Origin of the sequence: Streptomyces sp. CB02366, from assembly GCF_001905905.1 — a bacterium.
GTDB lineage: Bacteria > Actinomycetota > Actinomycetes > Streptomycetales > Streptomycetaceae > Streptomyces.
Genome location: NZ_LIVT01000001.1, coordinates 1053767 through 1071826, shown reverse-complemented (window position 1 = coordinate 1071826; position 18060 = coordinate 1053767). Strand labels below are relative to the sequence as shown.

The following is an 18060-nucleotide window of genomic DNA, read 5'->3' as shown; positions in this document are numbered from 1 at the left end:
CCCTGCCGGACGTGACCCGCACATGAGGAGAGACGTGATCCACTCCCTGCTCGTCGCCAACCGGGGCGAGATCGCCTGCCGGATCTTCCGTACCTGCCGCGACCTGGGCATCACCACCGTCGCCGTGTACTCCGACGCGGACGCCGACGCCCTGCACGTACGGGAGGCGGACCTCGCCGTCCGCCTGCCGGGCGCCGCCCCCGCCGACACCTATCTCCGCGGCGACCTCGTCGTCGCCGCCGCACGGGCCGCCGGGGCGGACGCCGTCCACCCCGGCTACGGCTTCCTCTCCGAGAACGCCGCCTTCGCCGCCGCCGTCCAGGAGGCGGGGCTCGTCTGGGTGGGCCCGCCGGTGAAGGCCATCGAGCTGATGGCGTCCAAGACCCGGGCGAAGGAGCTGATGGCCGGGGCCGGAGTTCCGCTGCTGGCCCCCGTCGATCCGGCGACGGCCGGGGAGGGGGACCTGCCGCTGCTGCTCAAGGCGGCGGCGGGCGGCGGCGGACGCGGCATGCGCATCATCCGCGAACTCGACTCACTGCCGGGCGAGTTGCTGGCCGCCGCCGCCGAGGCCGCGTCGGCGTTCGGCGACGGCGAGGTCTTCGCCGAGCCGTACGTGGAACGCGGCCGGCACGTCGAGGTCCAGGTGATGGCGGACGCGCACGACACCGTCTGGGCGCTCGGCACCCGCGACTGCTCCCTCCAGCGCCGCCACCAGAAGGTCGTCGAGGAGGCCCCCGCGCCCGCCCTCGACGACGACCTGCGCGAGCGGCTCCACGAGGCGGCGGTCGCCGCGACGCGCGCGGTCGACTACCGGGGCGCGGGCACCGTCGAGTTCCTGGTCTCCGCCGAGGGCCGCCCCTACTTCCTGGAGATGAACACCCGCCTCCAGGTCGAACACCCGGTGACGGAGGCCGTGTTCGGGCTCGACTTGGTCGCCCTGCAACTGCGCGTGGCGGAGGGCCGCCCCCTGCCGAGCCCCGCGCCTCCCCAGCCGTCCGGGCACGCCGTGGAGGCCCGGCTCTACGCCGAGGACCCCGCCCGCGACTGGCAGCCGCAGACCGGCACACTCCTCGCGCTGGAAGTGCCGGACGCGCCGGGGCTGCGCCTGGACGCCGGATACACCGGCGGCGACACCATCGGCGTGCACTACGACCCGATGCTCGCCAAGGTGATCGCCCACGCCCCGACCCGCCCCGAGGCCGTCCGGCTGCTGGCCCGCGCGCTGGAGCGGGCCCGCGTCCACGGCCCCGTCACCAACCGCGACCTGCTCGTCCGCTCGCTGCGCCACCCGGACTTCCTGGCGGCGCGGCTGGACACCGGCTTCTACGACCGGCACCTGGCCGACCTGACCGCCCCCGGGCCCGGCGACCCCGCCACCGCCGCCCTCGCCGCCGCCCTCGCGGAGGCCGTACGCCCGGCGGCCCCGGCCGGAGGCCGTACCCGGGCTGCCGGGAACCGCGCCGCCGCCGGAAGCCGTTCCCAGGGGGCCGGAAGCCTTCTCCCCGGCGGGGGCCGCGCCCCGACCGCCCCCGCCGGAAGCCGCGCCGAGGCCGCCGGCCCGGCCCCGGCCCGCTTCGGGGCCTGGCGGAACGTGCCCTCGGGCCCCCAGCTCAAGCGCTACCGCGGCGAGCCCGACGGGACCGAGTACGAGATCGCCTACCGCACCCCGCGCACCGGCGTACCCGAACCGTACGAGGCCCCCGGCGTCCGCGTCCTGTCCGCGGCCCCCGACCGCGTCACCCTCGAAGTGGACGGCGTCACCCGGCACTTCACGGTCACCGCCGACACGGGCGGGAACGCGGGCCTCGGCGGCGGCCGGGTCCACGTGGACGCCCCCGACGCCTCGTACACGTTCACCGCCCTGCCCCGCTTCACCGACCCCGCCGCGCACACCGCACCCGGCTCCCTGCTCGCCCCAATGCCCGGCACCGTCGTCCGCGTCGCCGAGGGACTGGCCGCCGGGGCGACCGTCGAGGCCGGGCAGCCGCTGATCTGGCTGGAGGCGATGAAGATGGAGCACCGCATCCTCGCGCCCGCCTCCGGCACCCTCACCGCCCTGCACGCCGTACCCGGCCACCAGGTCGAGGTCGGCGCGCTCCTCGCCGTGGTCCAGCAGGACCCGGCCCCCGCTTCCGCACCGGAGGAGACCGCATGAGCACCGCACGCACCGTCCTCGAAACCGAAGAGCACCAGGCCCTGCGCGCCGCCGTCGCCGCCCTCGGCAAGCGGTACGGGCGCGCGTACATGACAGCCGTCGTCCGCGAGGGCCGCCACACCGACGAGCTGTGGGCGGAAGCCGCCAAGCTCGGCTACCTCGGGGTCAACCTCCCCGAGGAGTACGGCGGCGGGGGCGGCGGCATGGCCGAACTCTCGATCGTGCTGGAGGAGTTGGGAGCAGCCGGATCGCCACTGCTCATGATGATCGTCTCCCCGGCGATCTGCGCCACGGTCATCGCCCGCTTCGGCACCGAGGAGCAGAAGCGGACCTGGCTGCCGGGCCTCGCGGACGGCAGCCTCACCATGGCCTTCGGCATCACCGAACCGGACGCCGGATCCAACTCCCACCGCATCACCACCACCGCCCGCCGCGACGGCGACGACTGGCTGCTCACCGGCCGCAAGGTCTTCGTCTCCGGCGTCGACATAGCCGACGCCACCCTGATCGTCGGCCGCACCGAGGACGCCCGCTCCGGGAAGCTGAAGCCCTGCCTGTTCATCGTCCCGCGCGACGCCGAGGGCTTCGGCCGCAACCAGATCGACATGGAACTCCAGGCCCCGGAGAAGCAGTTCGAGCTGGTGCTCGACGACGTGCGGCTGCCGGCCGACGCCCTGGTCGGCGACGAGGACGCCGGGCTCCTGCAACTCTTCGCCGGGCTGAACCCCGAGCGGATCATGACGGCCGCCTTCGGTATCGGCATGGGCCGCTTCGCACTGGCCCAGGCCGTCGAGTACGCCCGTACCCGCCAGGTGTGGAAGGCCCCGATCGGCTCCCACCAGGCCATCGCGCACCCGCTCGCCACCGCGCACATCGAGCTGGAGCTGGCACGCCTGATGATGCAGAAGGCGGCCCGGCTGTACGACGAGGGCGACGACATCGCAGCGGGCGAGGCCGCCAACATGGCGAAGTACGCCGCGGGCGAGGCATGCGTGAAGGCGGTCGACCAGGCCGTCCACACCCTCGGCGGCAACGGCCTGACCCGCGAGTACGGCCTCGCCTCCCTGATCACCGCCTCCCGGGTGGCCCGGATCGCCCCGGTCAGCCGCGAGATGATCCTCAACTACGTCTCGCACCAGTCGCTCGGCCTGCCGAAGTCGTACTGAGCCCCGCCCCACCTCGAACCGCTCGCGTCCGACCTCTCCCCATCCCTCCCCCACAGGGGTGATTCTGACCTTCCGCACTCCACACCCGCACGGCGTCCCGCGCCGCCACCCGGGCGGCGCGGGCCACCGCGACGACAGGGGACCGCCATGGTGTTCCGCAGCGAGTACACAGAGGTACCGGCCCTCGACACGCCCATCCACGACGCGGTCCTCGGCGGGGCCGCCGAGTTGGGCGACGCCGTCGCCCTGATCGACGGGACGAACGGCATGTCCCTCACGTACGCCCAACTCGACGGCTTCCACCGACGGATCGCCGCCGCGCTCGCGGAGGCCGGGCTCGGAAAGGGCGACGTCCTCGCCCTGCACAGCCCCAACACCATCGCCTACCCCGCCGTGTTCTACGGGGCCACCCGCGCCGGGGCCTCCGTCACCACGGTCCACCCGCTGGCCACACCCGAGGAGTTCGCCAAACAGCTCACGGACAGCGGGGCCCGGTGGATCGTGACCGTCTCCCCGCTCCTGGCGACCGCCCGCCGCGCTGCCGAACTCGCGGGCGGTATACGGGAGATCTACGTCTGCGACCAGGCGGAGGGCCACACCTCCGTCCTCGACATGCTGTCCTCCACCGCCCCCGAACCGGAGGTCGCCATCGACCCCGGCGAGGACGTCGCCGCCCTCCCCTACAGCTCCGGGACGACGGGCGCGCCCAAGGGCGTGATGCTGACGCACCGGTCGATCGCGACCAACCTGGAACAGCTGAGACCGTTCATCCCGATGGGCGAGGGCGACCGCATCCTGGCGGTGCTGCCCTTCTTCCACATCTACGGCCTGACCGCGCTCATGAACGCCCCGCTGCGCTGCGGCGCCACGGTCGTCGTGCTGCCCCGCTTCGACCTGGCGCAGTTCCTGGAGGCCATCCAGACGCACCGCATCTCCGGCCTGTACGTGGCCCCGCCGATCGTGCTGGCGCTGGCGAAACACCCGCTGGTGGGGGAGTACGACCTCTCCTCGCTCCGGTACATCGTCTCCGCCGCCGCCCCGCTCGACGCCGAGCTGGCCGCCGCCTGCTCGGCCCGGCTCGGCCTGCCGCCGGTGCGGCAGGCGTACGGGATGACCGAGCTGTCGCCGGGCACGCACGTGGTGCCGCTCTCCGTCGAACAGCCCCCGCCCGGCACCGTCGGCAAGCTCCTGCCCAACACCGAGATGCGGATCGTGTCGCTGGAGGACCCGGCGAAGGACGCGGAGCCCGGAGCGGACGGCGAGATCCTGATCCGGGGCCCGCAGGTGATGAAGGGCTACCTCAACCGCCCTGACGCCACCGCCGGCATGGTCGACGCGGACGGCTGGGTGCACACGGGCGACGTCGGGCGGGTCGACGAGGACGGCTGGCTGTTCGTCGTCGACCGGGTCAAGGAGCTGATCAAGTACAAGGGCTACCAGGTCGCCCCCGCCGAACTGGAGGCCCTGCTGCTGACCCACGACCAGGTCGCGGACGCGGCGGTGATCGGGGTGTACGACGCCGAGGGCAACGAGGTCCCCAAGGCGTTCCTGGTCCGGGCCCCGGGCGCGGACGGACTGAGCGAGGACGACGTCATGGCGTACGTCGCCGAACGCGTCTCCCCGTACAAGAAGGTGCGGCGGGCCGAATTCATCGAGGCGGTGCCCCGGGCCGCCTCCGGCAAGATCCTCCGGCGCGAACTGCGCGACCGGGAGAAGACGGAGGAACCGTGACGCTGATCGTACGTACGGAGGAGCGGGGCATCGCCACCCTGACGCTGGACTCCCCGGCCAACCGCAACGCGCTCTCGGCGGAGCTGGTCGGCGCGTTGCGGGAGGCGCTGGCGGCCTGCGCGGCGGACGACACCGTACGGGCGGTGCTGCTCACCCACACCGGCACGACGTTCTGCGCCGGGGCGGACCTGACGGCGCCGCCGGACCCGGAGGCGTTCGTCGGCCTGATGCGGGAGATCGTGGCGCTGCCGAAACCGGTGGTGGCCCGGGTGGACGGCCACGTCCGCGCGGGCGGCCTCGGCCTGCTGGCGGCCTGCGACATCGCGGTGGCGGGCGGGGCGTCCTCGTTCGCCCTGACGGAATCGCGCCTGGGCCTGGCCCCGGCGGTGATCTCCCTGACGCTGCTCCCGCGCCTGGACCGTACGGCCGCGCACCGCTACTACCTCACCGGTGAACGGTTCGGCGCGGCGGAGGCGGCCAGGATCTCGCTGATCACCGAGGCCGCCGGGTCCGCCGAGGGCGTCAAGGACGTTGAGGGCGTCGAGGGCGTCAAGGACGTCGACAAGGCGCTCGCCCCCATCCTGGACGGGCTGCGGCGGGCCTCCCCGCAGGGGCTGGCCGCGTCGAAGGAGCTGGTCACGGCTACGGTGCTGAGAAGCTTCGACCAGTACGCCGAAGACCTCATCGCCCGCTCCGCCGCGTTGTTCGCCTCCGACGAGGCGAGGGAGGGGATGACGGCCTTCCTCGAACGACGGGATCCGGCATGGGTGCGGTGACTTCCTCCACTTCCTCCCCCTCCTCTTCCGCATCCAAGGCGGTGCACGCGCCCAAGCAGGACCGCAGCCGGGCCACCCGGCAGCGGCTCCTGGAGGCCGCGGTGGCCTGCCTGGCCGAACACGGCTGGGCGGGCTCCACCGTCTCCGTCGTCGCGGAACGGGCCGGCGTCTCGCGCGGCGCGGCGCAGCACCACTTCCCGACCCGGGAGGACCTGTTCACGGGGGCGGTGGAGTACGTCGCCGAGGAACGGTCCGCCGCCCTGCGCGCCCTCCCCGTCCAGGGCCGCGCCGAGGTGGTCGCCGCCCTGGTCGACCTCTACACGGGCCCGCTGTTCCGGGCGGCCCTCCAGCTCTGGGTGGCCGCCTCCAACGAGCCCCAGCTCCGGCCGCGCGTCACGGAGCTGGAGGCGCGGGTGGGCCGCGAGACCCACCGGATCGCCGTCGAACTCCTGGGCGCGGACGAGTCCCGCCCCGGCGCCCGCGAAACGGTCCAGGGCCTCCTGGACATGGCCCGCGGCCTCGGCCTGGCCAACCTCCTCACCGACGACACGGCCCGCCGGGCGCGGGTGGTGGCCCAGTGGGCGGCACTGGTGGAGGAGGGGCTGGGGTGAGACGCGCTCCGGCACCGCGCGGAGCCGGGCTCCCGGCACGCACGAGGGCCGGAAGCCCTACACGTCCTGGCCGACTGCGCTCTGGCCGGCCGTGCTCCGGCCGACTCCGCCCTGGTCGGCTGCGCACTGGCCGACTGCCTCCTGGCCGGGTGCGCTCTCGGCGTTCGCGTCCGGTACAGGCGTCCCCTGGTGGTAGTACAACCGCCAGGAGCCTTCTCCCTCCACGCGACGCCACAGCGAACTCCGCCGGGAACGCGCCCCGCCGATGACGCACTCGTACGTGAGGTGCACCAGCCCGGGCCCCAGCACCACCCCGGCCATCCCCGAGGGCTCGAAACGCGGCCCGTCCACGTCCCCGCCGTCCAGCTCGGGGAGCGCGGCGAGCATCTCCTCGTACGTCCACCGCCTCCCGGAAGCGCCGACCTCCACGAACTCCGGATCGAGCAGCGCCTCGGCGGCCGACCGGGAGAGGCGCACGGCGGGGTCGAGCAACCGCAGTTCACCCTGGATGGCGGCGTCCACGTCTGTGGTGTCCTGACTCATCCGTTCATGGTCACCGAGGGGGCCCCGGCAGCGCGCCCCGATATCGGGGAGGACTCACCCTGCCTCGGGGCGGCGGTAGGTGGTGATCAGCACGCCGGACGGCGTCGCCCGCGTGCCGGTGAGCGTCAGGCGGCGGGGGCCCGCGCCCCCGGTGAAGAGCCGCTTGCCGCTGCCGAGGAGGAGGGGGAAGACCAGCAGCCGGTACTCGTCGACGAGGTCGTGCTCGATCAGCGACGCAAGCAGCCCCCCGCTCCCCAGCACCACCGTCCCGCGCGCGGAGGCGCCCTTGATCCGGCGGACCTCCGCCGGGAGATCGGGGCCGAGGAGGACGGAGTTCGCCCAGGTGAGGCCGTCGTTCCCCAGCGTGCGGGAAGCAACGTACTTGGGCATCGCGTTCATCGCGGCCACCGCCGGGTCGCTCCGGTCGGCGTAGGGCCAGGTGGCGGCGAAGATCTCGTACGTCCTGCGCCCCAGGAGCAGGGCTCCGGCGCCGGTGGTGGCGTCGCTCATGAACCGTTCGACCATCGCGTCGACGTAGGGCAGCACCCAGCCGCCTTGGTCGAAACCGCCCTCCCGGTCCTCGTCGGCGGAGAGGACCGACTGCATGACGCCGTCGAGCGACACGAAGTTGACCACCGTCAGCTGCCCCATGTGCTGCTCCCCTTCAACGCGTTCGCCGCTCGGAGACGGACCACCCCCCGAGGCGGCCCCCACCGACCCCGGCCGCCCTGTCCCCGTCACCGGTCACCGCTCACTTCGTTCTCGCGCTGTCCGGCTTCCCCCAGGCGGTCGCGCGGGGGCAGGGCGCCGGACGTTACCACCCGGGCGGACGAGCGCGGTGAGCCCGGAGAGGGGAACAAGCGGGCAGGGCGGGGACCACTTCGTCGGCGTCGAGGACGCCTTGCTGAACCCGGGACCACCCCCGTATGCGCGGGGGCCACCCGGCCAGGCGCGGGCCCACGGGGCGGAACCAGGGACCACCCCCGCACGCGCGGGGACCACGGTCTGCATCCCCTTCCCCTGAGCGGGAGCCTGGGACCACCCCCGCACGCGCGGGGACCACTCCTCGGTGGTCTCGGTGTCGCCGGACGCGCCGGGACCACCCCCGCACGCGCGGGGACCACCTCCGCAAGGGCGGCCTGGCCCTCGGCACCCTGGGACCACCCCCGCACGCGCGGGGACCACGGCTCCCGGGGCTGCTGCCGGTCGGTCGACGCGGGACCACCCCCGCACGCGCGGGGACCACAGTTCGTGACCTGCGGGTTTAGGTGGCGGGGTGGCGGTTTTTACTTACTTCTTGAGAAATCGGCATATCTGGCCCTCTGGCGCGAAACGGTCAAGCGTGTGGTTCGGTCGATGTCATTCTGCCTCTTGGTCAGCCTGGTCGGTCCGGCTTCGACGTAAGGGGCGGGACTCCGCGCCCCGTAGGCGTGGTCCTGGGTGTGAGCTGTGGGGCCCCTGGCCTGCCCCTGGGTGAGGCCCCGGGGGCGGGGTCACACAGGTTTGAGGAGGGTGCGGAGGTTGGCCATGTGGGCTTTGACGGCGGCGATTTCGGTGGGGGTGGGTGTGGTGGTGTCGCTGCCATGAGTGTGGTTGTGGTGGCAGGGGCGGCAGAGGCCGTCCGGGAGCGCTTCCGGACGGCCGGGGCGTCCGCAGTGGGTGCATTCGATGAGGATGCGGCGGGCTGGTGCGGGGGCCGAGGCGTTGGTTGGGGTGGGTTCTGCGATGGGGAAGTAGGGCGGCATTTTGTCGGTGAGACGGCGGCGGAGGAGGCCGGCGGGGGAGTCGACCTGCGCGGGGAGCCCTGCGGTGAGGGCGCTGGTGAGGTAGTCGATGCCGACACCTCGTGCGAGCCATTGCGTTGCCAGTGGTTCCAGGGCGGCGCAGTCGGCGGCGGAGAGGGCGAGACGGTGGTCGTCCCGGCCCAGGCGGGCCAGGGCGAGGTAGGCGGGGGAGGGGGCGGCGGGTTCAGGGAAGGCGCGGAGGGCCGCCGGGGCAGGCGGCGTGGGGGCAACGTCTCGGGCCCGTGACGCGTGCTCTGCGCTCCGGGTGGGTTTCGCGTGAGCCATGTCCCGTGTGGACGGTTCAGGTTCGCTGCCCTGGAGTCGGTGCGCTTCGGGGGCCTGCTGCGGGGCCCGCTCCTGCGGGGCGGTGGTGGTTTCAGGTGCCTGGTCTGCGGCCGGGGTCTCCGAAGGCGATGACGATGACGATTCCTCGGCTGGGGCCCACGGCGGCGGCGCCGCGTCGGAAGAAGGCGCTTCCGGCCCGATCGGGGCTGCGGATTGCGCGGCGTTCTCGGTGGTGAGGTAGGTGTTCCACCACTCGTTGTCGCGCGCGGTGCGGGACCAGAACGTGCGGTAGACCCAACGGACTTGCTCCCCGTCTCCGACCGGGCGCCGTACGCGGCGCAAGTGGCCTGCGATGGACAGGGCGGACAGGGAGGTGCTGATGGCCTGCTGGCCGTAGAGCGGGAGTTGCTTGGCCAGTTGCTTCACGCTCATCGCCGAGCCCTCGGGGAGGTGGTCGACGAAGCCGGCCACATACCGCTCACGAACCGGGAGTAACGCGAAGTCGTCGCGGGAGCGGGGGCGTTGGTCCGGGGCGGAGCGCTTGCCGTAACCCGGACTGGCCATTGGGTAGGCGTGTGAGGCTGCTGGAGCGGGCGGGGCAGAGCTAAGGTGCTGAGTAGCCACGGGATCGACTTTCTTGGGTAACGATCTTGCGGTTAGACCCTGGCCCGGTGTCCTACCACCGTGTCGGGGTCGTTTTGGTTCTCGCACCGTAGACAGTCGTCACACTGCGCCGCAAGCTGTCACCATTAGTCATACTTGCTGGCCGTGACGGGGTGGGGAGGGCGGGGAGGTTTTCCTTTAACCCCCCTTCTTTCCCTACCGGTTAAAGAAGGCGCTCGGGTCTCGGGACTCGTATCCCGACGCCCGAGTCCCGGAACCCGAGCTTCGGGCCGCAGTCCCCGTTCCCGTACTCCGAACGAGTGGCCCGACCAACACCTGACCCCGAAGCCCGAAGCTCGAAACTCTGATCCCGAAGCTCGGGGCTCACGATCCGAGCTTCGGGAGGCCTACCGTTTGCCTTCGCCCACGGCGTCGCGGAGCCAGTCGAGGCTGTCCTGAGCCAGGAGTTCGTCTGCCAGGCGGTTGGCCGTGGCGGTGGTGAGTCTGCGGCGGCTGTTGTCGATCCACCGCTGGGCGTTCTCGTAGCCCTGCGCCTTGTACTCGATGCCCTGGAGCATGCACTCCAGCTTGTCCGCGTCCCGGGCGCAGACCGCCTCCGGCGACTCCTTCGCCTCGTACTCCGCGACCAGCTCACGTACCGCCGAGGCCAGCACCTCCGGCATGCCCGCCGTTTGGTCGGCGGTCACCTCCTCGGGGTCGCCTGCGGGCGCGTACTTCTTGCCGAGGTGGTTCACATCCCCGGTCCGGCTCTCCTGGGTGTCGTGCCAGACAGCGAGGTACGCGGCGCGGGCGGGGTCCGCTCCCTCCAGTTTCGCGATGATCGTGGCGATCAGCGCCGTACGCCAGGAGTGCTCGGCCACGCTCTCGGGGTCGCGTACCCCGGCCATCCACCAGCCGGTGCGCCGCGCCTGCTTGAGCGTGCCCGCCTCGTACAGAAAGCGGCCCACCGCGGACAGGTCATCGCTCACGACCCTCTCCTCTCAGGTCTCACGCCTCAGCGAGGCGGATTGCGTACCGGATGCTCTCCAACTCCCGGCGTGCCTGTGCCGACAGCTCCCGGCTATCCAACATCACCGGCAGGGATGCGCGCAGTTCGTTCCCGCTCATGGTTCCGGGACGTAGCAGGTTCGGACGAGCGGTGAGAAGGGACCACAGGGTATGAACGTTCAGGTCGAAGAATCCGTGTTCCGGGGTCAGCCCCCGCACCAGGTGGCGCATCAGCTTGTCGCCGGGCCACGGCCCCGGCGACGAGGCGGCGATGAAGTCATCGGACAGTTGGATATGGGGCGCTTCGCCGATCCAGTACGCCCAGTAGTTCAGGTTCGCGACCTCACTTGCGTCATCCTCGGCCAGCGTCCCCTTGATGAAGTGCCTCATCCGATCCCGGTCGCCCTGCCGGGCGGCGACGGCCGCGACCGAGCGCGCGTTGAGCCAGCCGGTCAGCCAATCGTCCGGGTGCTCGGTCCGTTGCTGCTGGGCCAGCCAGTCGGACGTATCGGACGCGTCGTCGTAACCAGCCAGGTAAAGGGCTTGCCGTCGCAGCAGGAAGCCGTCCCTACCATGTGCTCGTTCCGCTGCTTGGCGCATTCGGTTGAAGAAGAGCCTGCGGTCACCAGCGGAAAGCTTTGGCCCCAGGGGTACGGGGCCCCTGCGTGGACGCGGAGGGCCAGGCAGGTCTCGTAACGGTGTCGGAGTCACACCATTGAGCGGCCAGCACAGCACCTCCACCAGTTCCCGCTGCATGACCCACGCGCCGATCGGACTGTCCTCACTGAGGGCGTCCGTGCTGAGGGCGGACGCCCAGCAGTACGTCGGCCTCCGTCGCCCGCTCCAGCGTCAGGAGCAGCGCTGGTGAACTGCCCAGTCGTAGGAGCCGAGGGCGGTGGACGAGCATCTGCCCGACCGGCACTGCGGCCAACGGGCGACGTCCCGATTCCCAACCTGCCACCGTGTCGGGCGAAATCCGCAACCGCTCCGCAAGGGCCTCCTGAGTGTGAGCCACCTGCTCTCGGATCAGCCGGAATACATACCCCGACACGATGCCGTTTCGGCGGCGCGCCGGCATTCCCCGACCACTGGTCAGCCCTGCGCGTGGTCCGGTGCCCATAGTGCCCCCCTTTGCCCGTCGACCCCGACCGGGCACCCGTACTCGCGGTCAGTTCAAGCGGCAGTCCCTGCTCCGTACCGTCTAGGAACAGTGACGAACCGCAACTGAGGGTAGTGGAAGGCGTCTGTCGTGCCGATGACGATCAAGGTGTACGAGGTGGACCGTGAGGGCCGTACTCAGGTGCTCCGACCGGAAACCGAGGTGATCCCTCTCGACGAACCGGAGTACACCCACCAGTTCCCCGCCTGTGAGTGCCCCATGTGCGCCGGCGGTACTCCGTGAAGACCGCCCTCCAGGAAGACGCTGTCTATCGAAGGTGGGTCGGGCACACCCAGCACTGCCCCACGTGCCGTGCCGGGGTTTCGTGTGCGACCGCTGTGGGTTTGGGGCGGGCGTGGCGGGAGGCGAGGCGGGGGTGAGGTGTTGCGTGGACGGGGGCGCGCACGGTTTTCCGGTCGAGGAGGGGGCGGCGGCGTACTGCGCGGAGCGTGGCGTGACGTGGTTGTGGCGGGGCGAGCCGGTCACCGCTGCTGATGTGTCCGGAGGGGCGGTCGTGGCCCTGGACGCTTTGTCGGTGGGGGCGGACGGTCCGTGCAGTGTGGTGTGCCGCAGTGGGTCGGTCACGGATCTGGCCGACGTGCATGCGGTGTGCCGTCTTCCGGAGTGCGTCTGCCCGTGTCACGTGGCTGCGACGGCCCTGCGGGATGTCGGATGACGGTGAACCTCTCGGTCACGGATGTGCGTACGTGTGAGGCGTGTTGGCGTGTCCCGGTGACCGCTGTGCGGCACACGGCTCGTGGACGGGACCTGTTGTGCCGGGCGTGTGCGGAGGGCGGTTGTCCGTGCCGGGGCGAGCTCTTTCCGCCGTACGGGATCTACCGGCTCGGCCGTTCCGCGAGCCGGTCGGATGAAGCGAACAACAGAGGAGATGGACGATGACTGCTCAGAGGGTTCCGGCCGAGGCGGGGAAGCACGGTGGGCCTCCGTCGGACAAGCCGTGGACGCCGCCCCAGGAGCCGAAGCCGTCTCCGGACGGCAGCCGCCCGCAGTTCGTCCCGCAGTCGTGAGCGGCGGCCCTGAGGTGCGTACGTATACGGATCTGGTGCGGGAGTTGGCCGATCGCGGTCTGCTGGACGGCCGGTGGCGGCAGGTGTTCGAGGCCGTTCCGCGTAGCGGGTTCATTCCGCCCGATGTCTGGCGTCAGTTGCCCGACCGGTGTGTGCCGGTAGTGGGGCCGGACGCGTGGTCGGCGTTGGTGAACAGTGATGAGCCGGTGGTGACGCAGCTCGACGACGGGGCGGAGGGCGGGCCCGGTGTGGCGACGTCGTCGAACTCGATGCCGTCGATGGTGGCCCGGATGCTCGGGTTGCTCGATGTGGAGGACGGCAACCGGGTGCTGGAGATCGGGACCGGAACGGGGTACGTCGCCGCGTTGCTGTGCGAACGGCTCGGGGACGACCTGGTCCACAGCGTCGAGGTGGACCCCGTCGTGGCCCGGCAGGCGACCGCCGCCTTGGCCCGGGCCGGGTATCGGCCGCGTCTGCGGGTCGGGGACGGCGAGCAGCCGTGGCCGGGGCTGGGGTTGGTGGACCGGTTGATCGTGACGTGTGCGTTGCGGTTCGTCCCGTACGCGCTGCTGCGGCAGGTACGGCCCGGTGGAGTGGTGGTGGCGCCGCTGGCCCGGCAGTTCTGGTCGGGGGCGTTGGTCCGGCTGCGCGTTCAGGGGGACGGCAGCGCGATGGGGCCGTTCTGCGGCGGGGCCATGTACATGTCGATGCGGTCCCACCGTGTGCCCGATCTCCACGAGGTGCGGGGGAAGGGGCGGGCGCGTGCGGCGGGTCTGGATCCGGCTCGTTTGTTGGACCTCGGGTTCGCGTTGTTCGCAGGGGCACGGCTGCCCGGTGTCCGGATGGTCCACCAAGGGCTTCCTGACGGCGGGGTGCGGGTGTGGGTGACGCGTGAGAACGGTGGCGGGGCGACGACCGCGTCGGGGGAGGAGGTGTGGCAGTACGGGGTCGGGCTGGTGTGGGAGGAGATCGAGCAGACCTGGTGGGAGTACGAGGCGGCGGGCCGGCCCACCGCCGAGGAGTTCGGGCTGACCGTGACCGACCGGGGCCAGCAGGTCTGGCTGCGGGATCCGACCGATGTCATCGGGACCGGCAAGGGGCAGTACCCACGCGGGGCGAGTCCGGTACCACGCGTACGGGCCCGCGTACGCGACGAACGCGACTGACCGCCCGAGGGGACCTTGCCCGCCCAGGACCATTCCCGCGCGCGGGGGAGCACAGGTGGTGCCGCGTCGTCGCGCCGAGCTGCACGGGGCTGTCGCCGCGCGTGCGGGGCTGAGGTGTTTCTCGGGAAGCGGGTTGTCGGGGGAGCCGGGGAGTGCCTGCGGGGTGTCCGGGGCGGTGTGCTCGGCCAAGGGGCCACCCCCGCACGCGCGGGGAGCACCGGGAGGCGCTGCTGTCCGGCGCCGCGGCGACGGGACCACCCCCGCACGCGCGGGGAGCACGCCTGCTCCACGGTGATGCTGCCGGACTGGGTCGGACCACCCCCGCACGCGCGGGGAGCACGTGACCGACGTCTACAACGTGTGCTGCGGCAACGGACCACCCCCGCACGCGCGGGGAGCACCCTTCGTGACCTGCGGGTCTATCAAGCGACGAGGCTGTTTTTGCTTACTTCTTGAGAATGGGACATGTGGGTTCTTCTCCTTCAAAGGGGTCATCTTCAAGGGAGCGGCTCGACAGACCCCATTCTGCCTTCCGATGGACCCGCCGGGACCCCGGTTCGCCCATCGCGTGGTCCCGTGCAGCGGGCGTGGCCAAGGCCGTTGGGGACGTCTGTTTCGGTGCTCGCGTCGACCGCTCCCCCCCTCTGCTCGGTCCGAAGGGGGACGCCGGTCGGTAGCACTTCCGGCGGGTGCGGGCGGGCGGGCTGTGGCACTTTCGGGGAGTTGTCGGTTCGGCTCCTCGGGGGACGACCTCGGGGCCGGGGCGCGGCCAGACTTCAAGGCGTCAACTTCGGCCAACCGTCAGCCGAGGGCTTGCCGGTAACACGCAGCCATCGCCCGGTGCTTCCCTCCCGGGCCCCTCGGTCGGCCGTCCCCGTGTTCGTCCCAGGAGTCACCACGCATGCCTGCCCTCGCCGCGCCCGGCCCTCGCCCGTCTCCCACCGTCAGGAAGGCGCGACGGTGGTCGAGAGGGTGGGGGAGGCCCCGCGCCGCGTACGGGGGCGGGCGTCTGGCCGCCGTCGACGGGCTGCGGTTGCTGGCGGCGATAGCCGTGGCGGCCTACCACTTCGTGGGCACCCCCACGCGTGACTTCTGGGGCGCCGACCCCGCACACGACCTGTCCGCCGTCGCGCCCGCCCTGCATCCGGTCAGCGGGTACGGCTGGCTCGGGGTCGAGGCGTTCTTCCTGATCAGCGGCTTCGTCATCTGCATGTCCTGCTGGGGCCGCTCCCCGGGGCAGTTCGCGGTCTCCCGCATCTGCCGGCTGTTCCCGGTCTACTGGGCCGTGGTCCTGCTCATCGTCGCCGCCGGTGTCGTCGCCACGTTCGCGGGCCAGCGCTGGGGCGCCCCCACCGACCTGCGCACGACCCTGGGCAACCTGACGATGATCCCGAGCGCCCTCGGAGTCCCCTTCACCGCCGGGGTGGCCTGGACCCTGTGGGTGGAAGCCCGCTTCTACCTGCTCATGGGCGGCCTGCTGCTGATCGGACTGACCTACCGGCGCGTCATCGCCTTCGGGTTCCTCTGGCTCACGCTCGCCGCCATGGGGCGCGAACTGGACTCCGTCGTCCTCGACGCCGTCCTCCTCGGTGAGTACGCCGGACTCTTCGTGGCCGGTATCGCCGTGTACCTGATGTACCGCTACGGCCCGAACCTGCTGCTGTGGCTACTGCTCGGCTTCGCCTGGTGCTACGCCCTGACCGTCCTGAACGACCGCGTCGTCGCGCACCCCGGTACCGATTGGGCCGTCAGCGCGGCGGTCCTCACCGGTTGCCTCGGCCTGCTCTTCCTGGCCGGCCCGGGGCCCCTCCGGCATCTCCGATGGCGCCCCCTCGTCTACGCGGGAGCCCTGACCTACCCCTTCTACCTGGTCCACCAGAGCCTGGGCGTCCCCGTCACCCGCGGCATCCTGGAGAACGTCTCCGGAATCGGCCTGCTCCCCGCCATCGTCCTCGGTCTCACCTTCTGCATGCTGCTCGCCGCCGCGCTGGAACGCTTCGTGGACCACAGGCTCGGCCACCGGTTCCGCCGCCGTCTCACGGCCGCCCTGCATCCCGCCGAACGGGGTCGTGGGGCGGGCGAGTCGAGCGGTACGGGAGACGAGCCCGGGGAAGCCGGGCAGCGAGGGCGTGCCGAGCTGGTGGGGGCGGGAGCGGGGGTGGGAATAGGCGGAACGGCTCGTTCATGACCGGCTCGACCACGACCACCTCGGTCCGGACCACCTCGGTCCGGACCACCTCAGTCCGGGCCACCTCGGTCCGGGCCCCCTCGACCCCGACCGGTTCGGCCCCGACTGGGCCGGTTCGGCGGTCCGAGCTTGCCCGGGTCCGGAACGGTCGCCGGGAGACCGAGGCCGGGACCGGCTGTTCCGTTGCGTTCGCGGCTGTTCCGCTGCGTTCACAGCGTCTCCCGTACGTCTCCCGTACGTCTCCGTGCGCATCCCGAGTTGCCGAAACCGCATGGGAATTTGCAAGAGCGGCAGGGTGCGGCGCACCTTCGTCCCGAAGGCGGAGAGTGCCCTGCGGAGCCGGGGCCACGTCCGCCGCCCACCGAAAACGACAAGGGGACCGTCATGAGCAGCGACACCGCCCGTCCCCCGGGCGCCGCCGGTACCACCGACTCCGTCACGTTCTGGGAGAACCACTACGCCGGAGCCGATCCGCAGTGGGGCACCCGCCCCAACGCCGTCCTCGCCGAGGTCGTCACCGCCCTGGCCCCCGGGCCGACCGGCGGCGGTCGTGCGCTCGACCTCGGCTGCGGGCACGGCGGCGACGCGCTCTGGCTCGCCTCGCGCGGCTGGGACGTCACCGCCGTCGACGTCTCCGCGACCGCCCTGGCCCGGGTCGCCGCCGGAGCCGCCGAGGCCGGGCTCACCGACCGCGTCCACCCCGATCGGCACGACCTCGCCCGGTCCTTCCCCGAGGGGGCCTTCGACCTGGTCACCGCCAGCTATTTCCACACCCCTGTGGAGATCCCCCGCGACCGGGTGCTCCGCCGTGCCGCCGAAGCCGTCGCCCCCGGCGGCCTCCTCGTGCTGGTGGAACACGCCTCGCTCGCCCCCTGGTCGTGGCGGGACGGTGAGGAGGAGGTGCGGTTCCCCAGCCCCGACGAGGTACGCGCCTCCCTGCGGCTCGACGACGGATGGCGCACCGAGCGCTGCGACGCGCCCCGGCGCACCGCCGTCGGGCCCGGCGGTCAGACCGCGACCGTCACCGACAACGTCATCGCCGTCCGCCGCCACCGGGGCGAGGTCTGAGCCGCGCCGGTACGACCGCGTGTCCGGCGACGGCCGCCCGGTGCCCGGTCGGAGTCACCACGTCCACGTCCCCACGTCACGACAGGGCGTCCGGCTCGGCCCGCCCCGCCGTGCCCACCGGGCGGTCCACCGGGCCCGCCGGGCGGTCCACCGGGCCCGCCGGGCGGTCCGCAGGGTCCGGAGCCACCGCGTCCTGGATCGTCACCCGGTCCTGCTCCGCGATCTCGCGGGTCTGCTCGGCCACCCACTCCGGGCTGATCGCGGGCGGCTCGCCCGGCGTCCCGTCGCTCACGAACAGGCAGAACGGGTGGCCCGCCGGATCGAACAGCACCCGTACGTCGTGCTGCGGCTGGAAGTCCGCCGGCCGCGCGCCCTCCGCGACCGCGTGGGCCACGCCCGCCTCCAGGTCGATCACCTCGAAGTCCAGGTGCAGCATCATCAGTTGGTCGCCCGGCGCGGCGGGCCAGACCGGGGGCGTGTACGGCTTCGCGGTCTGGAAGCCCAGGCCGGAACCGCCGCCGGGCGGGAGCAGCTTCACCCAGCCCGGTTCCTCCTGCACGGTCTCCCACCCGAGGAGGCGGCGGTAGAAGTCCGCCAGCTCGGCCGCGTCCGGCGCGTCGAGCACCGTGCTGGACAGGGTCAGGGACGGGCGGGGCGTGGTCATGGTCTGCCTCCTCGTGCCGGGAACGCGGCGGAAACGTGCCGGTACGTCTACCCCGTACCGGCACGTTCACCGGCGACCGCGCCGCCCCTCCGCGCCCGCCCCTCTCCGACCGGGCGTCCGGGGCG

15 protein-coding genes, 1 pseudogene and 1 CRISPR repeat array are annotated in these 18060 nt (G+C 72.3%); of the genes and pseudogenes, 10 read left to right on the top strand and 6 right to left on the bottom strand.

The window, feature by feature from the left end; translation table 11 throughout:
• Positions 1-22 precede the first annotated feature (22 nt).
• The 5 genes from AMK24_RS04720 (at position 23) to AMK24_RS04700 (ending at position 6439) form a co-directional block, all read left to right on the top strand.
• Positions 23-2155, top strand: coding sequence for an ATP-binding protein (locus tag AMK24_RS04720; RefSeq protein WP_199876366.1), 2133 nt, complete (start codon positions 23-25; stop codon positions 2153-2155).
• Positions 2152-3321: an acyl-CoA dehydrogenase family protein gene (locus AMK24_RS04715; RefSeq protein ID WP_073765189.1), complete on the top strand. Its 1170-nt coding sequence runs from the start codon at positions 2152-2154 to the stop codon at positions 3319-3321. The genes AMK24_RS04720 and AMK24_RS04715 overlap by 4 nt, the downstream gene beginning before the upstream one ends.
• Before the next feature lie 147 nt (positions 3322-3468).
• Entirely contained in the window at positions 3469-5052 is a 1584-nt protein-coding gene (locus AMK24_RS04710; protein WP_073765187.1) for a 4-coumarate--CoA ligase family protein, read from the top strand.
• The gene (locus AMK24_RS04705; protein ID WP_073765185.1) at positions 5049-5828 is read left to right on the top strand and encodes an enoyl-CoA hydratase family protein; all 780 of its coding nucleotides are present in this window, start codon (positions 5049-5051) and stop codon (positions 5826-5828) included. Before AMK24_RS04710 ends, AMK24_RS04705 begins: the two co-directional genes overlap by 4 nt.
• Positions 5816-6439: a TetR/AcrR family transcriptional regulator gene (locus tag AMK24_RS04700; protein ID WP_073765183.1), complete on the top strand. Its 624-nt coding sequence runs from the start codon at positions 5816-5818 to the stop codon at positions 6437-6439. The genes AMK24_RS04705 and AMK24_RS04700 overlap by 13 nt, the downstream gene beginning before the upstream one ends.
• 57 nt (positions 6440-6496) lie before the next feature.
• On the opposite strand, the gene AMK24_RS04695 is transcribed toward AMK24_RS04700, so the two are convergent.
• From AMK24_RS04695 to AMK24_RS35385, 5 genes and pseudogenes are all read right to left on the bottom strand, one after another.
• A complete protein-coding gene (locus AMK24_RS04695) occupies positions 6497-6982 on the bottom strand; it encodes a nuclear transport factor 2 family protein (protein WP_079190419.1) in 486 nt (161 codons plus the stop codon).
• A gap of 54 nt (positions 6983-7036) precedes the next feature.
• Positions 7037-7633 carry a dihydrofolate reductase family protein gene (locus tag AMK24_RS04690; protein WP_073765181.1) on the bottom strand — a complete coding sequence of 199 codons (597 nt, stop codon included), beginning with the start codon at positions 7631-7633 and terminating at the stop codon, positions 7037-7039.
• Positions 7634-7894: 261 nt separating this feature from the next.
• Positions 7895-8228: a CRISPR direct-repeat array (repeat unit 29 nt; unit sequence GGGACCACCCCCGCACGCGCGGGGACCAC).
• A gap of 247 nt (positions 8229-8475) precedes the next feature.
• Positions 8476-9615 (bottom strand): MarR family transcriptional regulator, encoded by a 1140-nt coding sequence (locus AMK24_RS04685; RefSeq protein WP_073765179.1) that lies wholly within the window; start codon positions 9613-9615, stop codon positions 8476-8478.
• Positions 9616-10061: 446 nt separating this feature from the next.
• Positions 10062-10643, bottom strand: a complete 582-nt coding sequence (locus AMK24_RS04680; RefSeq protein WP_073765177.1) for an HD domain-containing protein — start codon at positions 10641-10643, stop codon at positions 10062-10064.
• A gap of 19 nt (positions 10644-10662) precedes the next feature.
• Positions 10663-11740, bottom strand: a pseudogene (locus AMK24_RS35385) (helix-turn-helix domain-containing protein).
• A 171-nt stretch (positions 11741-11911) separates the two neighbouring features.
• Here AMK24_RS35385 and AMK24_RS34150 point away from each other — a divergent pair.
• The 5 genes from AMK24_RS34150 (at position 11912) to AMK24_RS04655 (ending at position 17271) form a co-directional block, all read left to right on the top strand.
• A complete protein-coding gene (locus tag AMK24_RS34150; RefSeq protein WP_199876365.1) occupies positions 11912-12064 on the top strand; it encodes a hypothetical protein in 153 nt (50 codons plus the stop codon).
• Between the two features lie 653 nt (positions 12065-12717).
• On the top strand, positions 12718-12849 hold the full coding sequence (locus tag AMK24_RS35125) for a hypothetical protein (RefSeq protein WP_274535061.1): 132 nt from the start codon (positions 12718-12720) through the stop codon (positions 12847-12849).
• Positions 12846-14015: a methyltransferase domain-containing protein gene (locus AMK24_RS04665; protein ID WP_079190418.1), complete on the top strand. Its 1170-nt coding sequence runs from the start codon at positions 12846-12848 to the stop codon at positions 14013-14015. The genes AMK24_RS35125 and AMK24_RS04665 overlap by 4 nt, the downstream gene beginning before the upstream one ends.
• A 901-nt stretch (positions 14016-14916) precedes the next feature.
• Positions 14917-16203, top strand: a complete 1287-nt coding sequence (locus tag AMK24_RS04660; RefSeq protein WP_079190417.1) for an acyltransferase family protein — start codon at positions 14917-14919, stop codon at positions 16201-16203.
• Positions 16204-16587: 384 nt separating this feature from the next.
• Positions 16588-17271 (top strand): SAM-dependent methyltransferase, encoded by a 684-nt coding sequence (locus tag AMK24_RS04655; protein ID WP_073765173.1) that lies wholly within the window; start codon positions 16588-16590, stop codon positions 17269-17271.
• A 76-nt stretch (positions 17272-17347) separates the two neighbouring features.
• Here the strand turns inward: AMK24_RS04655 and AMK24_RS04650 are convergent, their stop codons facing one another.
• Positions 17348-17935 (bottom strand): VOC family protein, encoded by a 588-nt coding sequence (locus AMK24_RS04650; protein WP_073765171.1) that lies wholly within the window; start codon positions 17933-17935, stop codon positions 17348-17350.
• Positions 17936-18060: the final 125 nt, after the last annotated feature.